General features: G+C 35.1%; 23 protein-coding genes. 16 read left to right on the top strand and 7 right to left on the bottom strand.

The features are described 5' to 3' along the window. Positions 1 to 325: 325 nt before the first annotated feature. On the bottom strand, positions 326 to 1,279 hold the full coding sequence (gene trxB / locus I5M32_RS06620) for a thioredoxin-disulfide reductase (RefSeq protein WP_200585404.1): 954 nt from the start codon (positions 1,277 to 1,279) through the stop codon (positions 326 to 328). A gap of 213 nt (positions 1,280 to 1,492) precedes the next feature. On the opposite strand from trxB, the gene purH reads away from it, so the two are divergent. The 5 genes from purH to I5M32_RS06600 all read left to right on the top strand — a co-directional run bounded on the left by purH (position 1,493) and on the right by I5M32_RS06600 (position 5,802). Next, positions 1,493 to 3,022, top strand: a complete 1,530-nt coding sequence (purH, locus tag I5M32_RS06615) for a bifunctional phosphoribosylaminoimidazolecarboxamide formyltransferase/IMP cyclohydrolase (RefSeq protein ID WP_200585403.1) — start codon at positions 1,493 to 1,495, stop codon at positions 3,020 to 3,022. Positions 3,023 to 3,096: 74 nt separating this feature from the next. Next, positions 3,097 to 4,119: a rod shape-determining protein gene (locus I5M32_RS06610; protein WP_200585402.1), complete on the top strand. Its 1,023-nt coding sequence runs from the start codon at positions 3,097 to 3,099 to the stop codon at positions 4,117 to 4,119. A 197-nt stretch (positions 4,120 to 4,316) separates the two neighbouring features. Beyond that, positions 4,317 to 4,511: an AraC family transcriptional regulator gene (locus tag I5M32_RS16925; RefSeq protein ID WP_317193104.1), complete on the top strand. Its 195-nt coding sequence runs from the start codon at positions 4,317 to 4,319 to the stop codon at positions 4,509 to 4,511. Positions 4,512 to 4,622: 111 nt separating this feature from the next. Next, complete coding sequence (locus I5M32_RS16920; protein ID WP_317193103.1) at positions 4,623 to 5,168, top strand: methylated-DNA--[protein]-cysteine S-methyltransferase; 546 nt, start codon at positions 4,623 to 4,625, stop codon at positions 5,166 to 5,168. Positions 5,169 to 5,184: 16 nt separating this feature from the next. Then, positions 5,185 to 5,802 (top strand): alpha-ketoglutarate-dependent dioxygenase AlkB family protein, encoded by a 618-nt coding sequence (locus I5M32_RS06600; protein WP_200585401.1) that lies wholly within the window; start codon positions 5,185 to 5,187, stop codon positions 5,800 to 5,802. A gap of 153 nt (positions 5,803 to 5,955) precedes the next feature. Here the strand turns inward: I5M32_RS06600 and I5M32_RS06595 are convergent, their stop codons facing one another. Continuing rightward, entirely contained in the window at positions 5,956 to 6,858 is a 903-nt protein-coding gene (locus tag I5M32_RS06595) for a YitT family protein (protein ID WP_200585400.1), read from the bottom strand. 68 nt (positions 6,859 to 6,926) lie between these two features. On the opposite strand from I5M32_RS06595, the gene I5M32_RS06590 reads away from it, so the two are divergent. Continuing rightward, positions 6,927 to 8,294, top strand: coding sequence for an NAD-dependent succinate-semialdehyde dehydrogenase (locus I5M32_RS06590; protein ID WP_200585399.1), 1,368 nt, complete (start codon positions 6,927 to 6,929; stop codon positions 8,292 to 8,294). Between the two features lie 187 nt (positions 8,295 to 8,481). On the opposite strand, the gene I5M32_RS06585 is transcribed toward I5M32_RS06590, so the two are convergent. Then, positions 8,482 to 8,976 carry a hypothetical protein gene (locus tag I5M32_RS06585; protein WP_234461881.1) on the bottom strand — a complete coding sequence of 165 codons (495 nt, stop codon included), beginning with the start codon at positions 8,974 to 8,976 and terminating at the stop codon, positions 8,482 to 8,484. 1 nt (position 8,977) lies between these two features. Beyond that, the gene (locus I5M32_RS06580) at positions 8,978 to 10,357 is read right to left on the bottom strand and encodes a dicarboxylate/amino acid:cation symporter (RefSeq protein ID WP_200585398.1); all 1,380 of its coding nucleotides are present in this window, start codon (positions 10,355 to 10,357) and stop codon (positions 8,978 to 8,980) included. 64 nt (positions 10,358 to 10,421) lie between these two features. Here I5M32_RS06580 and I5M32_RS06575 point away from each other — a divergent pair, with 64 nt between their 5' ends. From I5M32_RS06575 to I5M32_RS06565, 3 genes are all read left to right on the top strand, one after another. After that, a complete protein-coding gene (locus I5M32_RS06575; protein WP_200585397.1) occupies positions 10,422 to 10,940 on the top strand; it encodes a hypothetical protein in 519 nt (172 codons plus the stop codon). A gap of 183 nt (positions 10,941 to 11,123) precedes the next feature. Beyond that, on the top strand, positions 11,124 to 11,627 hold the full coding sequence (locus I5M32_RS06570) for an RNA polymerase sigma factor (RefSeq protein ID WP_200585396.1): 504 nt from the start codon (positions 11,124 to 11,126) through the stop codon (positions 11,625 to 11,627). Further along, positions 11,614 to 12,216, top strand: a complete 603-nt coding sequence (locus I5M32_RS06565; RefSeq protein WP_200585395.1) for a hypothetical protein — start codon at positions 11,614 to 11,616, stop codon at positions 12,214 to 12,216. Before I5M32_RS06570 ends, I5M32_RS06565 begins: the two co-directional genes overlap by 14 nt. Here the strand turns inward: I5M32_RS06565 and I5M32_RS06560 are convergent. The 3 genes from I5M32_RS06560 to holA all read right to left on the bottom strand — a co-directional run bounded on the left by I5M32_RS06560 (position 12,213) and on the right by holA (position 14,229). After that, positions 12,213 to 12,605, bottom strand: coding sequence for a hypothetical protein (locus I5M32_RS06560; RefSeq protein WP_200585394.1), 393 nt, complete (start codon positions 12,603 to 12,605; stop codon positions 12,213 to 12,215). The genes I5M32_RS06565 and I5M32_RS06560 overlap by 4 nt on opposite strands. A gap of 3 nt (positions 12,606 to 12,608) precedes the next feature. Next, the gene (locus I5M32_RS06555) at positions 12,609 to 13,013 is read right to left on the bottom strand and encodes an EVE domain-containing protein (protein WP_200585393.1); all 405 of its coding nucleotides are present in this window, start codon (positions 13,011 to 13,013) and stop codon (positions 12,609 to 12,611) included. Positions 13,014 to 13,224: 211 nt separating this feature from the next. Next, positions 13,225 to 14,229 carry a DNA polymerase III subunit delta gene (gene holA, locus I5M32_RS06550; protein ID WP_200585392.1) on the bottom strand — a complete coding sequence of 335 codons (1,005 nt, stop codon included), beginning with the start codon at positions 14,227 to 14,229 and terminating at the stop codon, positions 13,225 to 13,227. Positions 14,230 to 14,299: 70 nt separating this feature from the next. Between holA and I5M32_RS06545 the strand changes: the two genes are divergently transcribed. The 7 genes from I5M32_RS06545 to I5M32_RS06515 all read left to right on the top strand — a co-directional run bounded on the left by I5M32_RS06545 (position 14,300) and on the right by I5M32_RS06515 (position 19,711). Beyond that, positions 14,300 to 14,758: a type I restriction enzyme HsdR N-terminal domain-containing protein gene (locus I5M32_RS06545; RefSeq protein WP_200585391.1), complete on the top strand. Its 459-nt coding sequence runs from the start codon at positions 14,300 to 14,302 to the stop codon at positions 14,756 to 14,758. 151 nt (positions 14,759 to 14,909) lie between these two features. After that, positions 14,910 to 15,383 carry a hypothetical protein gene (locus I5M32_RS06540; RefSeq protein ID WP_200585390.1) on the top strand — a complete coding sequence of 158 codons (474 nt, stop codon included), beginning with the start codon at positions 14,910 to 14,912 and terminating at the stop codon, positions 15,381 to 15,383. Between the two features lie 228 nt (positions 15,384 to 15,611). Next, positions 15,612 to 17,015 carry a dihydrolipoyl dehydrogenase gene (gene lpdA, locus I5M32_RS06535; RefSeq protein WP_200585389.1) on the top strand — a complete coding sequence of 468 codons (1,404 nt, stop codon included), beginning with the start codon at positions 15,612 to 15,614 and terminating at the stop codon, positions 17,013 to 17,015. A 57-nt stretch (positions 17,016 to 17,072) separates the two neighbouring features. Continuing rightward, complete coding sequence (locus I5M32_RS06530) at positions 17,073 to 17,510, top strand: sterol desaturase family protein (RefSeq protein ID WP_200585388.1); 438 nt, start codon at positions 17,073 to 17,075, stop codon at positions 17,508 to 17,510. A gap of 125 nt (positions 17,511 to 17,635) precedes the next feature. Continuing rightward, entirely contained in the window at positions 17,636 to 18,649 is a 1,014-nt protein-coding gene (gene murB / locus I5M32_RS06525; protein WP_200585387.1) for a UDP-N-acetylmuramate dehydrogenase, read from the top strand. A gap of 142 nt (positions 18,650 to 18,791) precedes the next feature. Continuing rightward, the gene (locus I5M32_RS06520) at positions 18,792 to 19,472 is read left to right on the top strand and encodes a pseudouridine synthase (protein WP_200585386.1); all 681 of its coding nucleotides are present in this window, start codon (positions 18,792 to 18,794) and stop codon (positions 19,470 to 19,472) included. 44 nt (positions 19,473 to 19,516) lie between these two features. Next, positions 19,517 to 19,711, top strand: a complete 195-nt coding sequence (locus I5M32_RS06515; protein ID WP_200585385.1) for a hypothetical protein — start codon at positions 19,517 to 19,519, stop codon at positions 19,709 to 19,711. The last annotated feature ends 24 nt before the right edge of the window (positions 19,712 to 19,735 follow it).

The following is a 19,735-nucleotide window of genomic DNA, read 5'->3' as shown; positions in this document are numbered from 1 at the left end:
AATCCGTAGGATTCAAATATTTATAACAAAGTGGTATGCTCAACAATCATGTCAATCAAACCAAAAGATTATGCCGTTTTAAATCATAATGAAAGTTTTGCGAACTAACACTAGAAATAACGTTCTAAGTGGAAAAAAAGCTTATTTTAAGAATTTCAACATATTTAACCTATACCAGAATCCGTAGGATTCAAATATTTATAGAAAACAATAAAGAATTTAACGACCCCATCGGGGTCGAATGTCAAAAAAATGGATAATTTAAAAATCCATAAAAAAGGTTTGAGCAAAACCCAAACCTTTCTTTAATCATTATAAAATATAATTATGCTTCAACGTCTTCTTTAGCGGCTAAATATCTTTCCGCTTCTAAAGCAGCCATACAACCGGTACCAGCCGCGGTAACCGCTTGGCGGTAAATCTTGTCTTGCGCATCACCGCAAACAAAAACACCCTCAATTTCTGTTGCAGTAGAATCTGGTTGGGTAATGATATAACCCACATCATCCATAGTTAACCAATCTTTAAAGATATCTGTGTTAGGTTTATGGCCAATGGCAACAAAAAAACCCGTTGCCGGAACATCGGTTTCTTCTCTTGTTACATTATTAACCACCTTAACAGCGGTTACGCCTTTACCATCGCCTAAAATTTCTTTGGTTTCAGAGTTATATAAAATCTCTATGTTCTTGGTTTTTAAAACCCTATTAACCATTGCTTTAGAAGCCCTAAACTCATCTCTACGCACCAACATGGTTACTTTATTACAAAGTTTAGCCAAATAGGTAGCTTCTTCTGCAGCGGTATCTCCTGCCCCAACAATTACCACATCTTGGTTTTTAAAGAAAAAACCATCACAAACCGCACAGGCAGAAACCCCAAAACCATTATATTTTTCTTCTGATGGCAAGCCCAACCACTTTGCGGTTGCACCTGTAGAAACGATTACGGTATCAGCCAAAATAGTGGTATTTTCATCAACTATCACCTTATGTACTGGGCCAGAAAAATCTACATTAGAAACATATCCAAACCTGATGTCGGTTCCAAAACGTTCTGCTTGTTTACGGAAATCTTCCATCATTTCTGGGCCCATTACGCCACCTGGGTAACCTGGGAAATTCTCTACATCTGTGGTTTGTGTTAATTGCCCGCCCATTTGCATCCCAGTAATCATTACTGGTTTTAAATCTGCCCTAGCGGCATATATGGCAGCTGTATAGCCTGCCGGCCCCGAACCTATGATTAGGCATTTTACGTGTTCTAATTCTTCTGACATGATTTTCTATTGATGTGCAAATTTAATGTTTTGCCAACAGATCCCAAACGTTATTATCTATTGTGAGATAGGGATGAATTATTTGCACCAAAAACCTGATGATTTGCCAAACGGCATATCAATAAATTTTTTAACACAATGATAAAACTGCGTTTAATTTTAAACAAAACAACTGAATTTTCTATCTTTGCGGCTTCTAATAAAAAATTTTAAATGAGCCAACCCGTAAAAATCAAAAACGCCTTAATTTCTGTTTATTATAAAGATAATTTAGAACCGATAATTCATCAACTAAACAAATTAGGAGTAAATATCTACTCTACTGGTGGCACAGAAAAATTTATTAAAGATTTAGGTGTAGATGTTATCCCGGTAGAGGATTTAACTTCATATCCTTCTATTTTAGGTGGCCGTGTAAAAACCTTGCATCCAAAGGTTTTTGGTGGTATCTTAACAAGAAGGGATCATGAAGGAGACGAAGCGCAAATCGCCGAATATGAAATCCCCGAGATTGATTTGGTAATTGTTGATCTATACCCGTTTGAAGAAACCGTAAAATCCGATGCTTCAGAACAAGACATCATAGAAAAGATTGATATTGGCGGTATTTCTTTGATTAGGGCTGCGGCAAAAAACCATAAAGATGTGGTAATCATTGCTTCTAAAGATGATTATAATGCGCTAAATGATTTATTGGAAACCCAAAATGGCGAAACTACTTTAGCGCAACGTAAAGTATTTGCTAGAAATGCCTTCAATATTTCATCACATTACGATACCGCGATTTTTAATTGGTTTAATAAAGATGAAGATGCCTTAACCGTTTTTAAAAAAAGCGAGCAAAAAGCTGCAGTTTTACGTTACGGCGAAAATCCTCATCAAAAAGGTTACTTCTATGGCGATTTAGAGGCGATGTTTGAAAAGCTGAACGGCAAGGAGCTTTCTTATAATAATTTGGTTGATGTTGATGCGGCAGTTGCTTTAATTGATGAGTTTACAGAACCTACCTTTGCCATTTTGAAACATACCAATGCTTGCGGTGTTGCATCAAGGCCTCAATTATTTGATGCTTGGAACGACGCCCTAGCTTGCGACCCAATTTCTGCCTTTGGTGGCGTTTTGATCTGCAATGGCGAAGTAGATGAGGCAACTGCATCTGAAATAAATAAGCTGTTTTTTGAGGTTTTAATTGCCCCTTCTTATTCTGAAGAAGCAGAAAAAGTAATCACTTCTAAAAAGAATCGTATCATATTAAAAAGAAAAGACGTTCTTCTTCCTAATAAATTATTTAAAACTTTGTTAAACGGCGTGATAGAACAAGATAAAGACAATACGGTTGAAGGGCCAGAACTGATGAAAACGGTTACCGAAAAATCTCCTTCACAACAAGAATTAAACGATCTTTATTTTGCCAATAAATTGGTAAAACATACAAAATCTAACACCATCATTTTTGCAAAAAACAATACATTAATTGCTAGTGGAGTTGGGCAAACATCAAGGGTAGATTCTTTAAAACAAGCCGTTGTAAAAGCAGAAAGTTTTGGTTTCGATTTAAAAGGGGCGGTAATGGCATCTGATGCTTTTTTCCCCTTCCCAGATTGCGTAGAGTTGGCCTCAGAGGCTGGGGTTACGGCAATTTTACAACCAGGAGGTTCTATAAAAGATCAAGATTCTATAGATATGGCCAATAAAAAAGGCATTTCTATGGTTACAACAGGGGTGCGTCATTTTAAACATTAAAAATAGTCCTAAACAATATTTTTTTGTTTAGAATTAGAATAAAGATCATACTTTTACAAAAACATAATCTATAAATGGGTTTATTCAATTGGTTTACACAAGAAATAGCAATAGATTTAGGTACAGCTAATACCTTAATCATCCATAACGATAAAGTAGTGGTAGATGAGCCGTCTATCGTTGCTTTTGATAGAACAACAAATAAAGTTATCGCTATTGGCCGCCAAGCCATGCAAATGGAAGGCAAGACCCACGAAAACATCAAAACCGTACGCCCGCTTAAAGATGGTGTTATTGCAGACTTTAATGCTGCCGAATATATGATCAGGGGAATGATAAAGATGATCAATGGTGGTAAAGGTTGGTTTTTTCCTTCTTTAAGAATGGTAATCTGTATCCCTTCTGGTATTACCGAGGTAGAAAAAAGAGCCGTAAGGGATTCTGCAGAAATAGCTGGCGCAAAAGAGGTTTATTTGATCCACGAGCCAATGGCTGCTGCCGTGGGTATTGGAATTGATGTGGAAGAACCAATGGGAAATATGATCATTGATATAGGCGGTGGTACTACTGAAATCGCCGTCATCGCCCTTTCGGGGATAGTTTGCGATCAATCTATACGTGTAGCTGGTGATAATTTCGATTCTGATATCGTAAATTATATCCGTCGCCAACATAATATTATGATTGGTGATCGTACCGCTGAAAGGATTAAAATTGAAGTGGGTTCTGCCCTTCCAGAACTTCAAGATGCCCCTGCCGATTTTGCGGTTCAAGGCCGTGATCTGATGACAGGCGTACCAAAACAAATTACCGTTTCCTACACAGAAATTGCCCATTGTTTGGATAAATCTATTTCTAAAATTGAAGAAGCGATTTTAAAGGCACTCGAAATTACACCGCCAGAGCTTTCTGCCGATATTTATCAGACCGGTATATATTTAACTGGCGGAGGCGCATTATTAAGAGGTTTGGATAAGCGTGTAAGCTCTAAAACAAAATTGCCCGTACACGTTGCAGATGATCCTTTGAGGGCCGTTGTTAGAGGAACTGGCATTTCACTAAAAAATATTGCGAACTTTAAGTTTTTGATGCAGTAATTTTTGAGAATATAGATTTAAGAGAATATGTAATAAAAAGCAAGGATCCAAATGTTCTTGCTTTTTTTATGGTTCATTGATTTACTCAATTGAAATATCTAAGGTTATTTAAAAGCCATCAGATATTAAATTCCGCATAATTCGGATTTTAATAACTTAAAAGGTTTTGGATATTCGGCTTATCAAAATTCAATAAAATGGAAACACAGGCAACCATCAACTATAAAAGAATTGCTGAAGCAATAGATTTTATCAACCAAAACTTCAAAAACCAACCTAGTTTAAGCCAAATAGCCGAAAAAATAAATTTAAGTCCCGATCATTTCCAACGTTTATTTACCGAATGGACAGGTACAAGCCCTAAGAAATTCCTTCAGTACATCAATATATAACATGCTAAAAAAATATTACAAGAAAAACAAGCCACTTTATTTGATACCGCTTATGAAACAGGTTTATCAAGTACCAGCCGTTTACACGAATTATTTATAAATATAGAAGGGATGACACCCGCAGAATATAAAAACGGAGGTAAGAATCTGGTGATCAGTTACAGTTTTACTGAAAGTAATTTTGGTTCTTTAATTGTAGCCTCTACCCTAAAAGGGATTTGTTATATGGCTTTTGAGAATGATGAAACACAAGCAATTGATAATTTGAGGCTTAAATTCCCAAACGCCGTATTCAAAAAAAAGCTAGATAGGCTACAACAAAATGCCTTACATATCTTTCAAAAAGAGTGGACAAACCTCCATCAAATTAAACTTCATTTAAAAGGGACAGATTTTCAACTAAAAGTTTGGGAAACTCTTTTAAAGATACCTATGGGGCAATTATCAACTTACGGGGATATTGCCCATCAAATTGATAAACCAACGGCATCTAGGGCTGTGGGCACAGCAATTGGCAGCAACCCGGTTGCATTGTTAATTCCATGTCATAGGGTAATACAATCTACTGGCAATTTTGGTGGCTATATGTGGGGTAGCACAAGAAAAAAAGCCATTATTGGTTGGGAAAGCGCAATTACCAATTTTGAAAGTTTATGATAGCTATTAAATAAAAATGGACTTATTTGAACAAACATTAGATAAATCTAAAAATCTGCTTCCTTACCAAGGTACCGTAAACTATTATGGTAAAATAATGGGCAAAGCGCAGGCCGAAGGTTATTTGAACAAACTCTTGGAAACTATTGATTGGAAAAACGATGAAGCCATCATTTTTGGTAAGAAGATTATCACCAAAAGAAAAGTAGCATGGTATGGAGAAAAACCTTTTGGATATACTTATTCTAAAACTACAAAATATGCGCTGCCTTGGACAAATGAACTTTTAGAACTAAAATTATTGATAGAAAAAGAAAGCGGAGAAACCTTTAACTCTTGTCTTTTAAACCTTTACCATACAGGAGAAGAAGGAATGGCTTGGCATAGCGATGCTGAAACAGATCTAAAAAAAGACGCAGCCATTGCTTCAATGAGTTTTGGTGCAGAACGTAAATTTGTTTTTAAAAACAAAGAAACCAAACATAAAGTAGCACTAATTCTAGAAAACGGAAGTCTTTTAATTATGAAAGGTACCACACAAACATACTGGCTCCATAGGCTACCATCAACTAAAACAAATTTAAGATTAAGGGTAAACCTTACCTTTAGAACCATTGCTACCCCTATTTGTTAAAAGATATTTTGGTAATTGGTTGTTTTAAACAAAAAACAGGTTAACGATAATCTTTAAGTCTTATGAGATTTTTAAAAAAAGCATTGGAACATAAAAAATCTAATTTAAAGATGGTTTCTTAGTTAGGGGTTATCAAGTTTCATAATTGAGAAATTATTGGTGCAAAGGCCTCTGCTTTACCATCCCGCCGTAAGTATCATCAACGGTGTGCATTACAATAAAAGCTCCTTTATCTATGTTTTTAACCAGGTTCTTTAATCTGGAAACTTCTAATCTGGTAACTACGGTAAAAACGATTTTAAGGTTAACCTCGTCAGGATTAGTATCACTGATAAAACCTCTTTCTCCTTTATAAATGGTTACGGCCCTTCCCATTACCTTGGTTATTACTTTCCTTATTTCTTCGTTTTTAGATGAGATAATGGTTACACCTATATATTCTTCTATACCATGGATGATAAAATCTACTGTTTTAGAGGCCGATAAATAAGTTAAAATAGCATATAGAGCTGTTTCTATATTGATGATATAAGCTGCAACACCAAAAATCAAAATATTGAATACCAATATAATATCACCAACGCTTAAACTTATTTTTCTAGAAATAAAAAGTGCCAAAACTTCTGTTCCGTCAATTACCGCCCCTCCCCTAATCGCCAAGCCAATTCCAGCTCCTAAAAAGAATCCACCAAATACGGCAATCAGTAATTTATCAGAGGTAACGATAGGATAAAAATCAAAAGAAACCATTAAAGCAAGGCCGGCAATAGCTAAAACCGTTTTAAAGGCAAACATTTTAGAAATTTGCTTTAAGCCTAACAAAACAAATGGAATATTGACCAAAACCACCAATGCGCCCAGAGAATATCCGGTTTTAACATTTAGCAAAAGAGAAATGCCCATTGCCCCGCCATCTAAAAAATGATTGGGCAGTAAAAAACTTTTAAGGCCAAAGCTTGCGGCTATAATTCCGGCAACTATAAAAAATAGTTCTTTGAATATAATACCAAAATTGGCTTTTCGGTATGCTAATTGCGCTTTTCTTTTAAATCCCATGCTCGGTTAAGATAAAAAATTAAGCGTTTTAAATCTTAATAAAAATCATTTTATCAATAAATAAAATCATGACTTTAAAAAGTACCAATCCGTTTAACGGAAAAACCATTAAAACTTATAAAGAACACACCTCTAAAGAAATAGAAAAAAAGATTGCTCAAACCCATCAATCTTGGTTGGTTTGGAAGGATAGCTCTTTTAAAGAACGTTCTTCATTAATGCTGAAACTGGCAAAAGTGGTAAAATCTAAAAAAGAGGTTTTGGCAAAGCTGATGACCCAAGAAATGGGAAAACCATATTTAGAGGGTATAGCCGAAGCTGAGAAGTGTGCCTTGGTTTGTGAATATTATGCTAAAAATGCCGAAGACTTTTTAAAAGATAGGGTTATAAAAACAGATGCTTCTAAAAGTTTTGTCGCTTTTGAGCCTATTGGAGTTGTTTTAGCCATAATGCCATGGAACTTTCCATTTTGGCAAGTCTTTAGGTTTTTAGCACCAAACTTAATGGCGGGTAATTGCGGAGTTTTAAAACACGCATCTAACGTTAGCGGCTGTGCTTTATCGATAGAAGAAATGGTTTTAAAAGCTGGTTTTCCAAAATATGTATTTCAAACTTTATTGGTAAGTGGTAAAAAAGTTAATCCAATCATAGAAAATAGGTTTATAAAAGCAGTTACTTTAACAGGAAGTACACAAGCGGGGAAAAAAGTTGCAGAAAAAGCAGGTTCGGTATTAAAAAAATGTGTTTTAGAATTGGGAGGTAGCGATCCATATATCATTTTAAAAGATGCGGATTTAGAAAAAGCTGCTGAAACTTGTGTTACTTCTAGGATGATAAACAACGGACAAAGCTGTATCGCTGCCAAAAGGTTTATTGTTGTTAAACCTATAGAAAAAGAATTTATTAAGCTCTTTAAACAAAAAATGGCCGATAAATTAATGGGCAACCCGATGGATAAAAAGACAGATCTGGGGCCGCAAGCGAGAGAAGATTTACGTAACGAATTACATGAACAGGTTAAAAAATCTATTGCTAAAGGTGCTAAATGTATTTTAGGTGGGGAAATCCCCAAAGGCAAAGGCGCATTCTATCCTGTAACCATACTTACCAATGTAAAAAAAGGGATGCCCGCTTATAATGAAGAACTATTTGGACCTGTTGCAGCGATCATCACGGTAAAAGATGTAAACGAGGCCATTAAAGTTGCCAATGATTCTGTTTTTGGATTAGGTTCTGCAGTTTTTACCAGAGACCTAAAGAAAGGAGAAAAAATTGCCAAAGAACAATTACAAGCTGGTAGCGCTTTCGTAAATCAATTTGTAAAATCCGATCCAAGATTGCCTTTCGGCGGAATTAACCAATCGGGCTTTGGTAGGGAATTGAGCAATTTTGGCATTCACGAATTTGTGAACATCAAAACGGTTTATTTGAAATAATGATAAGAAATATTATATAGCAGAGTGCGCTAACGATAGTAGCGGCAGCTCCCGATTTTTCATCGGGACTATAGCGGATAGCCCGCCTGTTCGGGCAGGCGTGTTAAAACGCCCAAGTTATTTTAATTTTATTCTCTATTGTTTCTGAGTCTCAATAAAACCTTTAAACCCAATTGATATTTAGTTGCTATTTGTTCTGCTTATCGGCTGCATCTTCTATCACACCATCAACGGTTTTAATCAGTTCCATGGCGGCATCTTTTAATTTCGGGTTGGTATTGTATGCCGCATCTATTTCTATGATTTTCTTTTTACGCTGATAATCAAGCTCCAAGAAGTATTTTGGTGCTTTCCCGGTAGTATCTCCCAACATTTTTTCTGGCCAATTCCATAATCCTAGATCAACCGCTTTTCTATGGATGTATAATAGATCATCTTTAGAAAGCTTCACTTTTTCCTTGATCAATGAATCTCTGGTATTGATGTATTCATATTCTTGTTTTGTAGAAGAATAAGTTTTATCCAAATGATTTCCTGATCCTGATTTTATATTTACGCCAACAAATTCAGAAAATTTATAGGGTGCATTTTTTATCATGATAGAATAATAATAGATGCTGTAAAGCAAAAAGGGAATAGCTATGCTACAGGCCAAAAATATTTTCTTGAATTTATCACTCATCTTAAAGTTGTTCTATTTCTTTGTGATTTGCATTTTCATCAAATTCCCCTTCCCATTTAGCTATAACTACGGTTGCCAAGCAGTTTCCCAAAACATTTACAGAAGTACGGGCCATGTCCATCAGCTCATCAATCCCCAAAATTATAAATATTGGCCAAACCGGTAAATTAAAAGATGCCGCAGTCCCTAACAAAATTACCAAAGATGCCCGTGGAACCCCCGCAACACCTTTACTTGTTAGCATCAACGTAAAAACAATGACTAACTGATGACCAATGCTCATTTCCATACCGGCAGCTTGGGCCACAAAAACCGCTGCCAATGCAAGGTAAAGTGTGGTGCCATCTAAATTAAAACTATAACCCGTGGGGATAACAAAGGCTACGATTTTACGTGGAACGCCAATTCTTTCCATGGCTTCCATGGCCCTGGGCAATGCAGCTTCTGAACTTGTAGTGGCAAAAGCGATGGAAATAGGTTCGGCAACGGCCTGTAAAAATTTTTTAATCGGTACGCCTACAATTAATGCTATCGGGAATAAGATCAATAGTACAAAGGCGATCAATGCAACGTAAAGTGTTGCCAAGAGCTGAAACAGGTTTAGCAAAATACCCAAGCCCATGTGCCCAACGGTAAAAGCAATTGCAGCTCCAACACCAATTGGGGCAAAATACATTACAATGTTTGTGAACTTGAACATCACTTCAGAGAGGCTCTCGGCAGCTCTTAACATCGGTCGGCGTTTATCTTCACGCACCATCGCCAATGCAATACCAAAGATGATACTAAAAATTACCACTTGCAAAACCTGCCCTTCGGCGATAGATTTTGCGATGTTTTCTGGGAAAATATGTAAAATGATATCTGTTGCAGATTGTGGCGGAACAGCTTCTAAACTCTCGTTAATGATCGGAGGGGGTTTAATACCAACTCCTGCTTTAGAAATATTAATGGCCGCCAATCCAATAAATAAAGCCAATGTTGTTACCACTTCAAAATAAAGCAGTGATTTCCAACCCATGCGCCCTACTTGCTTTAAATCTGAATGGCCCGCGATCCCAAAAACCAAAGTGGCAAATAACAAAGGCGCAACTATGGTCTTTATCATTTTAAGGAAAACCTTGCTTAAAACCTGAAGATTAATGGCAATAGCTGGGAAATCATGACCAATTTCTGCACCAACAACCATAGAAATCAGGATCCAAGAGGTCAACGATTTTTTATGCCATCCATAAACCAACAAACAGCCAATTGCCAACCATCTTACAATTAAAAGTGCAGTTTCTGGAATTGCTAAAATTTGATAATGGTGCAAGCTGGTAACAAATGCCGCAATAAAAATTGCGACCAAGGTGATTAATGAAATACGTTTAAGACTCATTCAAATGTAGTTTGGGAATTTAACAAAAGTAACTAATTTGCCGAAGTGAGCAAACGATAAGCAAATGGATAGCCCAAAATTAGCAGAACTTAAAAAAGAACTTAATCATTTAGAGATACAGGAGGTTAAAGAAATATGTCTCCGATTGGCCAAATATAAAACGGAAAACAAAGAATTATTGCATTATTTATTGTTTTATCAAGATAAAAAAGAAGTTTATGTAGAAGATATTAAGCAATTGATAATCAATGAATTTGATGATTTACACCCTAGTATTTATTATGTGAACAAACAGTTGAGAAAACTGATCAGGATTATGAACAAGCACATCAAATATATTGGCGAAAAAGATAAAGAATGCGATATTATACTATGTTTTTGTGATGAATTTATCAAGCACCCTATTGTTACGGTTACCCAACAATCTTTAATTTTATTGCTTTTTAGACAGTTGAAGAGAGCTAAAAGGATTTTACCAAAACTAAACGAAGACTTACAATTTGATTATCAGCAACAATTTGATTCTTTGATAGATCTGTTAAAGAGCAAGAGAAAATCTTTTAGGCTAGTAGAGATTGAATAGTTTAAAGTTAAAATAGTTCATTAGGCAGTGGTTCATTAGTCTTTTATTATTGAATAGTCTAAAAAGTTAAAATGATTCTTAATGATTGGTAGTAAAAAGTTAAATATTTAAACTGAAGTATTTTGATTTATTATTGTAACAAATGAATTATCCTCCTATCTAAACCAAAAAAAAGAAACATTAATGCCCAATCAAGAGCAGGCTTTTAAAGAAATTTTTGATGCTAATTCTAAAAAGATTTACCATTTATGCTTTGGTTATACCGGGGATAGTGATAGTGCCAACGATCTTCTACAAGAAACTTTTTTAAAGGTTTGGCAAAATTTAGATAAGTTCAGAAACCAATCTATGATCTCTACCTGGATCTACAGGATTGCCGTAAACACCTGCTTAACCTATCTCAAAAAAGAAAAACGACAAGCAAAAGACGAACTTACCCCAAATATCATCGAGAACAGAGAAGAAGAATTAGAAGATAAGGAAAAACAAGAACAGGTTAAAACACTTTATGAGTGTATTTCTAGATTAGAGGAAAATGAGCGTATCATTATTACATTGGTAATGGATGAGGTTCCATATCCAGAAATTGCCGAGATTTCTGGTATTTCGGAAGGGAATTTGAGGGTTAAAATACACAGGATTAAACATAAGCTAACCGAATTATACAATCAGCATGAAAGACTTTGATTCATTAGTTGGCATTTGGAACGAGCAAAAAACCGCTCCACAGGTAGATCATCAAAAAATAATTGATCAATATAAAAAGAGCAGGGAGAAACTGAGCCTAAAATTTTGGAAAGAGATTTTGTTGATGTTGCCCGCCTTTTTAATAGTGGTTTATTTATGGTTTACGTTTAGTTTCGACTTTTGGACTTCTTACCTAGGCTTAATTATGGTTGCGGCTTGCAGCATTTATTTTATTGTTGTGCAGATAATCAACCTAAAAAATATTGCCGATAGCAACACCTTATTTGATAAACCCAAAGACCATATCCAATTTATACAAAAGTTTAGGAAATCTAGGTATATACAACATACCAGGAACTACAAAATCTATACTTTATTCTTGGGTTTGGGCATCAGTATTTATTTTATAGAGTTTTTTTACACCCTAAACGTTTGGTTAATGATCGGGGTTGTTGGGGCAACTATTGCTTGGTTTGCCGTTTGTTATCTTTATTTGATGAAAATCTATATCAACAAAGAAGAGAAAAAGTTTACAGAGATGATCGACGATCTAGAGCGTTTGAACAATCAGTTTAAAGACGAAGCTTAAAATTTTTCTTTTTTGGCGGTTATGATAAGTGTTTCCGAATCCATCGTTTGGAAAACCAGTTCGTTATCATTTAACTCATTTATCAAAAATGGGATTTTTCTTTTCTGCCCGTTTGGCAAAACTTCCTCATACCTGATTATTTTATCCTCTAAATAGTAAGTACCTTTAGATAAAACCTTACCGCTAGAAAATATCTCGGCATTTCCGTTTTGATAAAAAACTATAGATGGCTTTTGTAATGTAATATCTGCCAATGGTTTATCTAAAGATTTATTTGCGTATTCGTAAGATACGTAATTCCATTTTCCAATCAATTTAGTTTTATAATCTGGATGGTTGCAAGCTAAAAAACCAAAACAAATCAAAAGATAAAATAGCGGTTTTTTCATTTTTTAAGAACCCAATTCTACGATCCTATCAAATTCTTCTGCTTTTAATTGCATAACAGAAAGCCTGCCTTGTTTTACCAAAGAAACATCTTTTAGGCGTTCATCTGCCTTAATAGTAGCCAAAGTAACCGGTTTTTTTAATGATTGCACCGGCTCCAGATCTACCACTACCCAGTTTTTATCTTCTGTTGTTGGATCTTGGTAAAATTCTTTGACCACTTTTGCTATCCCCACCACATCCTTACCCTCATTACTATGATAAAAGAGCACCAGATCGCCTTCTTTCATTTCTTTTAGGTTATTGCGAGCCTGATAATTTCTTACTCCGTCCCAAAAAGTACGTTTGTCTTTATTAAACTGGTCCCAACTGTATTTAAAGGGTTCTGATTTTACGAGGAAATATTGCATTTTATTTAATTTTGAAGGATTGGATTTATCGATATGATTAAATGCTGATTTTTTTGGATAACCAAAGTGATATCCCTTTGTAATTTGATTTTTAAATTTATTCTATCATAAAATAAAAATGAAGCAATCAATTACTAAAAAAAGAGTATCTAACCCGCAGATATTGCACTTTAAACTTACTACTTTTAACTTTCTACTTTAAACTCAAAAACTAATGAATAATCTTATAAACTAATTCTTTCATCAGATCGCCAGCTTCTGTATTTCCGGTGCTATCAACGCCCTTAGATTTTAGATCATACTCTCTTAAAAGTGAAACCACTTCAAATGTTTTCCCTAAGGGATAGTTTTTCGCTGCCAATTCATAATCTTTTAAAAAATAGGGGTTTACACCAATTTCTCTTGCGGCTTGCGATTTATCTTTTACATAATGATATTTTAAAATCTTGGTAAAATATCCCGCTAAATTCCCCATAACCAAAACCATGGGATTTGCCTTTTGATTGGCCTCAAAATAATTCACTATTTGGTTTGCCTTAAACACATCTTTTCTGGTTAGCGCATTTTGCAACTCAAAAACGTTGTATTCTTTACTGATCCCAATATTATCCTGAACTTCCTTTGTACCTATCTCTTGCCCCTTAGGTACATTTAACATCAATTTTTCTAGTTCGTTAGCAACCTTACTTAAATCGTTACCTAAATATTCTCCCAACAATGCCGAGGCGTTGTGATTAATATGATGGCCTCTAGATGTAATAAAATCTTCTATCCAAGCCGGGACCTTATTATCGTAAATACTAGCAGATTCAAAAACCAACCCGTTTTTTTCTATTACTTTAAAAACCTTTTTACGTTTATCAAACTTACCGTATTTATGGCAAAGCACTAAAATGGTACTTTTTAAAGGGTTTTCACAATAAGCCTGAAATTGCTCGGCAGCTTTGTCTAGTTTTAAATCTTGGGCTTCTTTAACCATTACCAATTGATAATCGCTCATCATGGGGTAACGTTTGGCGGCGTTTAAAACCGTCATCGCATCAGCATCTTTGCCGTAAAGAATGGTTTGGTTAAACCCTCTTTCTGCTTCAGAAAGCAAGTTTTCTTCAATGGCATCGCTAATTAGATCTATATAAAAACTTTCATCGCCATGCAACAGATAAATGGGTTTTAGCTTTTTGGCTTTAATGTCTTTGATGATTTCTGTTGCCGTCATGGTTTTGCGAAATTAAAAATATTAGTTCTCAAATATTAGAATGTTGAAAATTCAAGCTTAATTTAGCAAAATGTTTAAACCTGTTCCTTTAAACTTACCGCATTATCCATTTAAGCTTTCCCAAAAAAATGGCTCTATCTTTATTTTTGATGAGCTAAGGAAAAAAGATTTGTTGCTAACGCCAGAAGAATGGGTTAGACAGCATTTTGTTCAATATTTGATCAATGAGAAAAAATACCCAAAAACATTGATAAAATTAGAAGGTGGTCTAAAACTTAACAAACTGCAAAAAAGAACCGATATTTTAATTTTTGATAAAGAGGGCAAGCCTAACGTATTGGTAGAATGCAAAGCTACAAGTGTTAAAATAGATCAAAAAGTATTTGATCAGGCCGCAAGTTATAACATGATCCACAGGGTAGATTATTTAATGGTAAGCAATGGAATAAATCATTATTGCTGTTTGATGGATTACAAAAAACAATCTTATAGATTTTTGGAAGAGCTGCCCGATTATCTTTTGAGTTAATTGCTAGCTTAGATTCTACAAAAAAAATTAGATTGATTTTCTCATCTTTTTATTCTTCAATACTTTACCTATTTCCATTAAGAATAATTATGTAACCTTTTATTTAATTTTAAGTAGAAAGAGATAACCACAAAATTTTAAACTGTAAAAAATGGAAAAAAGTATTTACATTAATTGTGATAAATGCCTGTTTTCAAAAAATGGTTGGTATGCTGTTTTACTATCCGCAACCGTTTTGGCAGGGATTTCCCTCATCCTCAATTTCTCTCTAATCATTACAGAATTAAGCTCTTATCTCATTTTATCTATGTGTTCTTTGGTTGCGGCTATCAGTATTTTTAAACTTTACAAAGAACAAGAACAAAATTACATCTATATTAACCATGATGAGATATGGTTTAAGCAGCAGATGCAAAGCGAAACAGTCTGCTTAAAATTTACCAAGCTAGATTATTTTGAAACCCGTTTTTCTGAAATTATTTTTAGTACCAAAGAAGAAGAAAAAGTTGTTTTAAAGCTTAATAAAATAGCCGATGAGAAAAAAAGATGGGAATTGAAAGAATTTTTAAGAAACCACATCCCACAGATTAGGGATAATAAAGTTTCTTTATTAAAAAGCGCATAGAGTTAAAATAGTTTTGGTTGATCTAAAAAAGGCTCAATATGTTTTAAAAACATTTGAGCTTTTTTTATGCACATTACCCTATTAACCTAATGTCAAATTAGCTCCATATTTACGGTGCGGTAAAAATCGCCATTATCATTAACATCCAAAATTATATCAATTAAATTAAAACCAAACTTCTATAGCCTAAATTTTTCCTTAATTTAGCGCAAACAAAAAACTAAGAAAATGCAATACGATGTTATCGTGATAGGTTCTGGCCCTGGTGGTTATGTGGCCGCTATTAGATGCGCTCAGCTAGGTTTAAAAACCGCAATTATAGAGAAATACACCACTTTTGGTGGTACCTGTTTAAATGTGGGCTGTATCCCATCCAAGGCACTTTTAGATTCTTCAGAGCATTACCATAATGCTACCCATACTTTTACAGAACATGGTATAGATGTAAAAGAGGTAAAAGTAAACATCAAACAAATGATCAAAAGAAAAAATGAAGTGGTAGATCAAACTACTGGCGGAATTACTTTTTTGATGAAGAAAAATAAGATAGATACTTTTGAAGGATTGGGTTCTTTCAAAGATAAAAACACCATTAAAATTGCCTCAACAAAAGGTGGCGAACAAGAAATTACCGCCAAAAATATAATTATAGCAACTGGGAGCAAACCCACCGAATTACCATTTTTAAAAACCGATGGCAAAAGGATCATCACTTCTACCGAAGCCTTAAACCTTACTGAAGTGCCAAAACACTTGATTTTAATTGGTGGTGGTGTTATTGGTTTAGAGTTAGGTTCTGTTTATGCCCGTTTGGGAGCAGAAGTTACCGTTGTGGAGTTTATGGATGCCATTATCCCAACAATGGACAAAACTTTGGGTAAAGAACTTCAAAAATCTTTGACCAAACTAGGGATGAAATTTTTACTGAGCCACAAAGTTACCGGTGCTACGGTTAAAGGCAAAAAAGTTACGGTTACTGTAGATTCACCAAAGGGCGAAAAAGTAGTTTTAGAAGGAGATTATTGTTTGGTTGCCGTTGGTAGAACTGCTTATTCTGAAGGATTAGGTTTAGAAAATATTGGTATCACGCTTGAAGAACGCGGTAAAAAAATACCGGTTAATGAACATTTAGAAACCTCTGTAAAAGGTATTTATGCCATAGGCGATGTGATTAAGGGTGCTATGTTGGCCCACAAGGCAGAAGAAGAAGGAACTTTTGTTGCAGAAACCATTGCAGGGCAAAAACCACATATCAATTATAACTTAATTCCAGGTGTGGTTTACACCTGGCCAGAGGTTGCTTCTGTTGGTTATACCGAAGAACAGCTGAAAGAAAAAGGAAGCAAATACAAAACCGGTACTTTCCCATTTAAAGCCAGCGGAAGGGCAAGGGCAAGTATGGATACCGATGGTTTGGTAAAAGTTTTAGCAGATGCAGAAACGGATGAGATTTTGGGCGTTCACATGATCGGCCCCCGTTGTGCCGATATGATTGCCGAAGCCGTTGTTGCCATGGAATTTAGGGCAAGCGCAGAAGACATTGGTAGAATTAGCCACGCACACCCAACTTTTACCGAGGCCTTTAAAGAAGCAGCACTAGCGGCAACCGATAATAGGGCGATACATATTTAGTGGTCTATTGTCTATAGTTTATTTACCATTAGACTATAGACCCTCTACTAATCAACCATGCAAATCCTCATTAATATAGCTATCGTTCTGGCAACCATTATAGTAATGGAATTGCTATCATGGGCAATGCACAAATACCTGTTCCATGGCCCGCTTTGGTTTATCCATAAAACACATCATCAACAAAGGCATGGCTTTTTTGAATGGAACGATATATTCAGTCTTGGTTTTGGGGTTTTGGCTTTATGCTTATTATGGATCGGCCATAAAGATTTGAACTACAAATTTTGGGTAGGCGCAGGGATTTCAATTTATGGAATCATTTATTTTATTTTTCACGATTGGTTTATCCATAACCGGTTAAAGGCTTTTAGATCCAACAATAAATATTTAAAAGGGATAAGACGGGCACATAAAATACATCATAAATCAACAAAAAAAGAAGATTCTGAAGAGTTTGGATTGTTGGTGGCAAGTAAGAAATATTTTAAGTAACTGACTATAAATTAATTGGTTGGTTAAAAATTCGCAAATTATGCTATCATTCAAAATTCATCAATTTGCACACTAGCTAAATTATGCTATCGTTCAAAGTTTTATAATTTAACCATTAACCACTCATGCTACAGATCCATGAAAACGTTTCTTTAAAAAACTTCAATACTTTTGGCATAGAGGCCTATGCTAGATTTTTTGTCGAAATCAATCATAAAGAAGAATTAACAGAGCTTTTCGCTGATGCTAAGTGGCATCATACAAACCGATTAATCTTAGGCGGCGGCAGTAATATGCTATTTACCAAAAATTTTGATGGATTGGTTATCAAGGTAAACATTAGAGGGATCGAACATCGTATCAACCACGAGGAAGTAATTGTAGAGAGCGGTGCAGGCGAGGCTTGGAACGGTTTGGTTAATTACTGCGTAGATTGGGGTTTTGCAGGGATAGAAAACTTAAGTTTGATCCCTGGCTCTGTTGGTGCTTCTCCGGTACAAAACATTGGGGCTTACGGCGTAGAGTTAAAAGATGTTTTTGATAGTTGCGAAGCTTTTGAAATCAAAACTGGCAGTTTTAAGGTTTTTCTAAAAAAAGATTGTTGTTTTGGGTACAGAGAAAGTATTTTTAAACAAGATCTAAAAGGTAAATATATTATTACATCTGTAAAATTTAAACTTTCTATCCATGCCTATCTTAATGTTTCTTACGGGGCTATTGAAGATGAATTGAAAAAAAGAGAGATCTATCAACCAAATATCAAAGATGTTTCAAGGGTTGTTTCTGCAATTAGGGTATCAAAATTACCAGACCCTTCTACTATAGGCAATGCAGGTTCTTTCTTCAAAAATCCAATCTTAAAAAAAGATGAGTTTGATCTGCTTCATAAAAAGTTTCCGGATGTTGTACATTACATCACTGATAGCGGCATTAAATTAGCCGCAGGTTGGTTAATAGAACAATGCGGTTGGAAAGGAAAAGTAATTGGGAATACCGGGACTTGGAAAAACCAAGCCTTGGTTTTGGTTAACCACGGTAACGCAACCGGAGGCGAAGTTTATGATTTATCACAATCGATTATCAACTCTGTTAAAGCAAAATTTGATGTTGATCTAGAAAGAGAAGTAAATGTTATCTAAAAGATTGATTTCTAATTATTGTAAAGCCCATAAACAGATATAAAATAATCAACATGGGCACCTATATCGTTTAAACAAAGCCGCTGATTATCAATTCGCAAAACAACAGTCATTATCTTTAATTACCTATCGTTGCAAATTAATGTTAGAAATCATATTTCAGGATGAAAACTTGGTCGCGATCAATAAACCGCATGGCTTATTGGTTCATCAATCGCCCATTGCAAGAGATGCAGAAGAATTTGCGCTTCAATTGTTGAGAGACCAAATTGGTCAAAACGTATGGCCTGCCCATCGTTTAGATAGAAAAACAGGGGGCTTGCTTTTATTTTCATTGAATAAGGAAACCAATGCGTTGCTGCAGGCTTTGTTTAGGGATAATAAGATAAAAAAGAAATATTTAGCGATCGTAAGGGGTTTTACACCCGATGAAATGGAAATCGATTATCCGTTAAGGAAAGAAAACGGGACAATGCAAGAAGCTTTTACCAGATTTAAGACTTTAAAGAGAGCAGAGATTGACGTTGCTTTTGGAAATCACGCTTCATCTAGGTATTCTTTGGTAGAGGCAGCACCAGAGACGGGAAGAATGCATCAATTAAGAAAGCATTTTGCCCATATCAACCACCCGATAATTGGCGATAGACCCCATGGCTGCAACAAACAAAACAAGCTATTTAAAGAAAATTGGAAAATGGATACCATGCTTTTACATGCTTCCAGATTAGAGTTTGAGCATCCCATAACCCATCAAACTCTTCATTTTAAAGCAACTTTACAATCTGAATTTTTAAGGATGAGGGAATTTTTGGGCCTTAATTAATTAACCTGTGGTAAGGTATTTGATTGGTAATTTAAAAAATTGCCATGAAAAAATCAGAGAAAGACAAAAAAGATATTGCCAAAGCAAAGAAAAATATAAAAGCACAAATAGAAAAAACCAAAAAAGAAAACTTGGGTTTAGATGCCGATAGTTCTTCCCAGAAAGATGGCAAACCAAAATCCACAATAGATTTATTATCAGAAAATGTTGGCGGTTATTCGTCTCTTTCTGAAAAGTGAACGCAAAAAAAAGTCCTTTTTTAA

The sequence above is a fragment of the Pedobacter segetis genome (genome assembly GCF_016623585.1).
Taxonomy (GTDB): Bacteria; Bacteroidota; Bacteroidia; order Sphingobacteriales; family Sphingobacteriaceae; genus Pseudopedobacter; species Pseudopedobacter segetis.
Note: the sequence above shows the minus strand (reverse complement) of the source record. Positions and strands in the feature narration are given on the sequence as shown.

Excerpts from the sequence above, each read along its gene's own strand:
- I5M32_RS06515 (WP_200585385.1), top strand. The coding sequence starts at position 19,517 with ATGAAAAAATCAGAGAAAGACAAAAAAGATATTGCCAAAGCAAAGAAA.
- purH (WP_200585403.1), top strand. The coding sequence starts at position 1,493 with ATGAGCCAACCCGTAAAAATCAAAAACGCCTTAATTTCTGTTTATTAT.
- I5M32_RS06580 (WP_200585398.1), bottom strand. The coding sequence starts at position 10,357 with ATGAGTCTTAAACGTATTTCATTAATCACCTTGGTCGCAATTTTTATT.
- I5M32_RS06570 (WP_200585396.1), top strand. The coding sequence starts at position 11,124 with ATGCCCAATCAAGAGCAGGCTTTTAAAGAAATTTTTGATGCTAATTCT.
- I5M32_RS06565 (WP_200585395.1), top strand. The coding sequence starts at position 11,614 with ATGAAAGACTTTGATTCATTAGTTGGCATTTGGAACGAGCAAAAAACC.
- murB (WP_200585387.1), top strand. The coding sequence starts at position 17,636 with ATGCTACAGATCCATGAAAACGTTTCTTTAAAAAACTTCAATACTTTT.
- I5M32_RS06595 (WP_200585400.1), bottom strand. The coding sequence starts at position 6,858 with ATGGGATTTAAAAGAAAAGCGCAATTAGCATACCGAAAAGCCAATTTT.
- I5M32_RS06555 (WP_200585393.1), bottom strand. The coding sequence starts at position 13,013 with ATGCAATATTTCCTCGTAAAATCAGAACCCTTTAAATACAGTTGGGAC.
- holA (WP_200585392.1), bottom strand. The coding sequence starts at position 14,229 with ATGACGGCAACAGAAATCATCAAAGACATTAAAGCCAAAAAGCTAAAA.
- I5M32_RS06590 (WP_200585399.1), top strand. The coding sequence starts at position 6,927 with ATGACTTTAAAAAGTACCAATCCGTTTAACGGAAAAACCATTAAAACT.
- I5M32_RS06600 (WP_200585401.1), top strand. The coding sequence starts at position 5,185 with ATGGACTTATTTGAACAAACATTAGATAAATCTAAAAATCTGCTTCCT.
- I5M32_RS06520 (WP_200585386.1), top strand. The coding sequence starts at position 18,792 with ATGTTAGAAATCATATTTCAGGATGAAAACTTGGTCGCGATCAATAAA.
- I5M32_RS16920 (WP_317193103.1), top strand. The coding sequence starts at position 4,623 with ATGACACCCGCAGAATATAAAAACGGAGGTAAGAATCTGGTGATCAGT.
- I5M32_RS06545 (WP_200585391.1), top strand. The coding sequence starts at position 14,300 with ATGTTTAAACCTGTTCCTTTAAACTTACCGCATTATCCATTTAAGCTT.
- I5M32_RS16925 (WP_317193104.1), top strand. The coding sequence starts at position 4,317 with ATGGAAACACAGGCAACCATCAACTATAAAAGAATTGCTGAAGCAATA.
- trxB (WP_200585404.1), bottom strand. The coding sequence starts at position 1,279 with ATGTCAGAAGAATTAGAACACGTAAAATGCCTAATCATAGGTTCGGGG.
- lpdA (WP_200585389.1), top strand. The coding sequence starts at position 15,612 with ATGCAATACGATGTTATCGTGATAGGTTCTGGCCCTGGTGGTTATGTG.
- I5M32_RS06575 (WP_200585397.1), top strand. The coding sequence starts at position 10,422 with ATGGATAGCCCAAAATTAGCAGAACTTAAAAAAGAACTTAATCATTTA.
- I5M32_RS06530 (WP_200585388.1), top strand. The coding sequence starts at position 17,073 with ATGCAAATCCTCATTAATATAGCTATCGTTCTGGCAACCATTATAGTA.
- I5M32_RS06610 (WP_200585402.1), top strand. The coding sequence starts at position 3,097 with ATGGGTTTATTCAATTGGTTTACACAAGAAATAGCAATAGATTTAGGT.
- I5M32_RS06540 (WP_200585390.1), top strand. The coding sequence starts at position 14,910 with ATGGAAAAAAGTATTTACATTAATTGTGATAAATGCCTGTTTTCAAAA.
- I5M32_RS06560 (WP_200585394.1), bottom strand. The coding sequence starts at position 12,605 with ATGAAAAAACCGCTATTTTATCTTTTGATTTGTTTTGGTTTTTTAGCT.
- I5M32_RS06585 (WP_234461881.1), bottom strand. The coding sequence starts at position 8,976 with ATGAGTGATAAATTCAAGAAAATATTTTTGGCCTGTAGCATAGCTATT.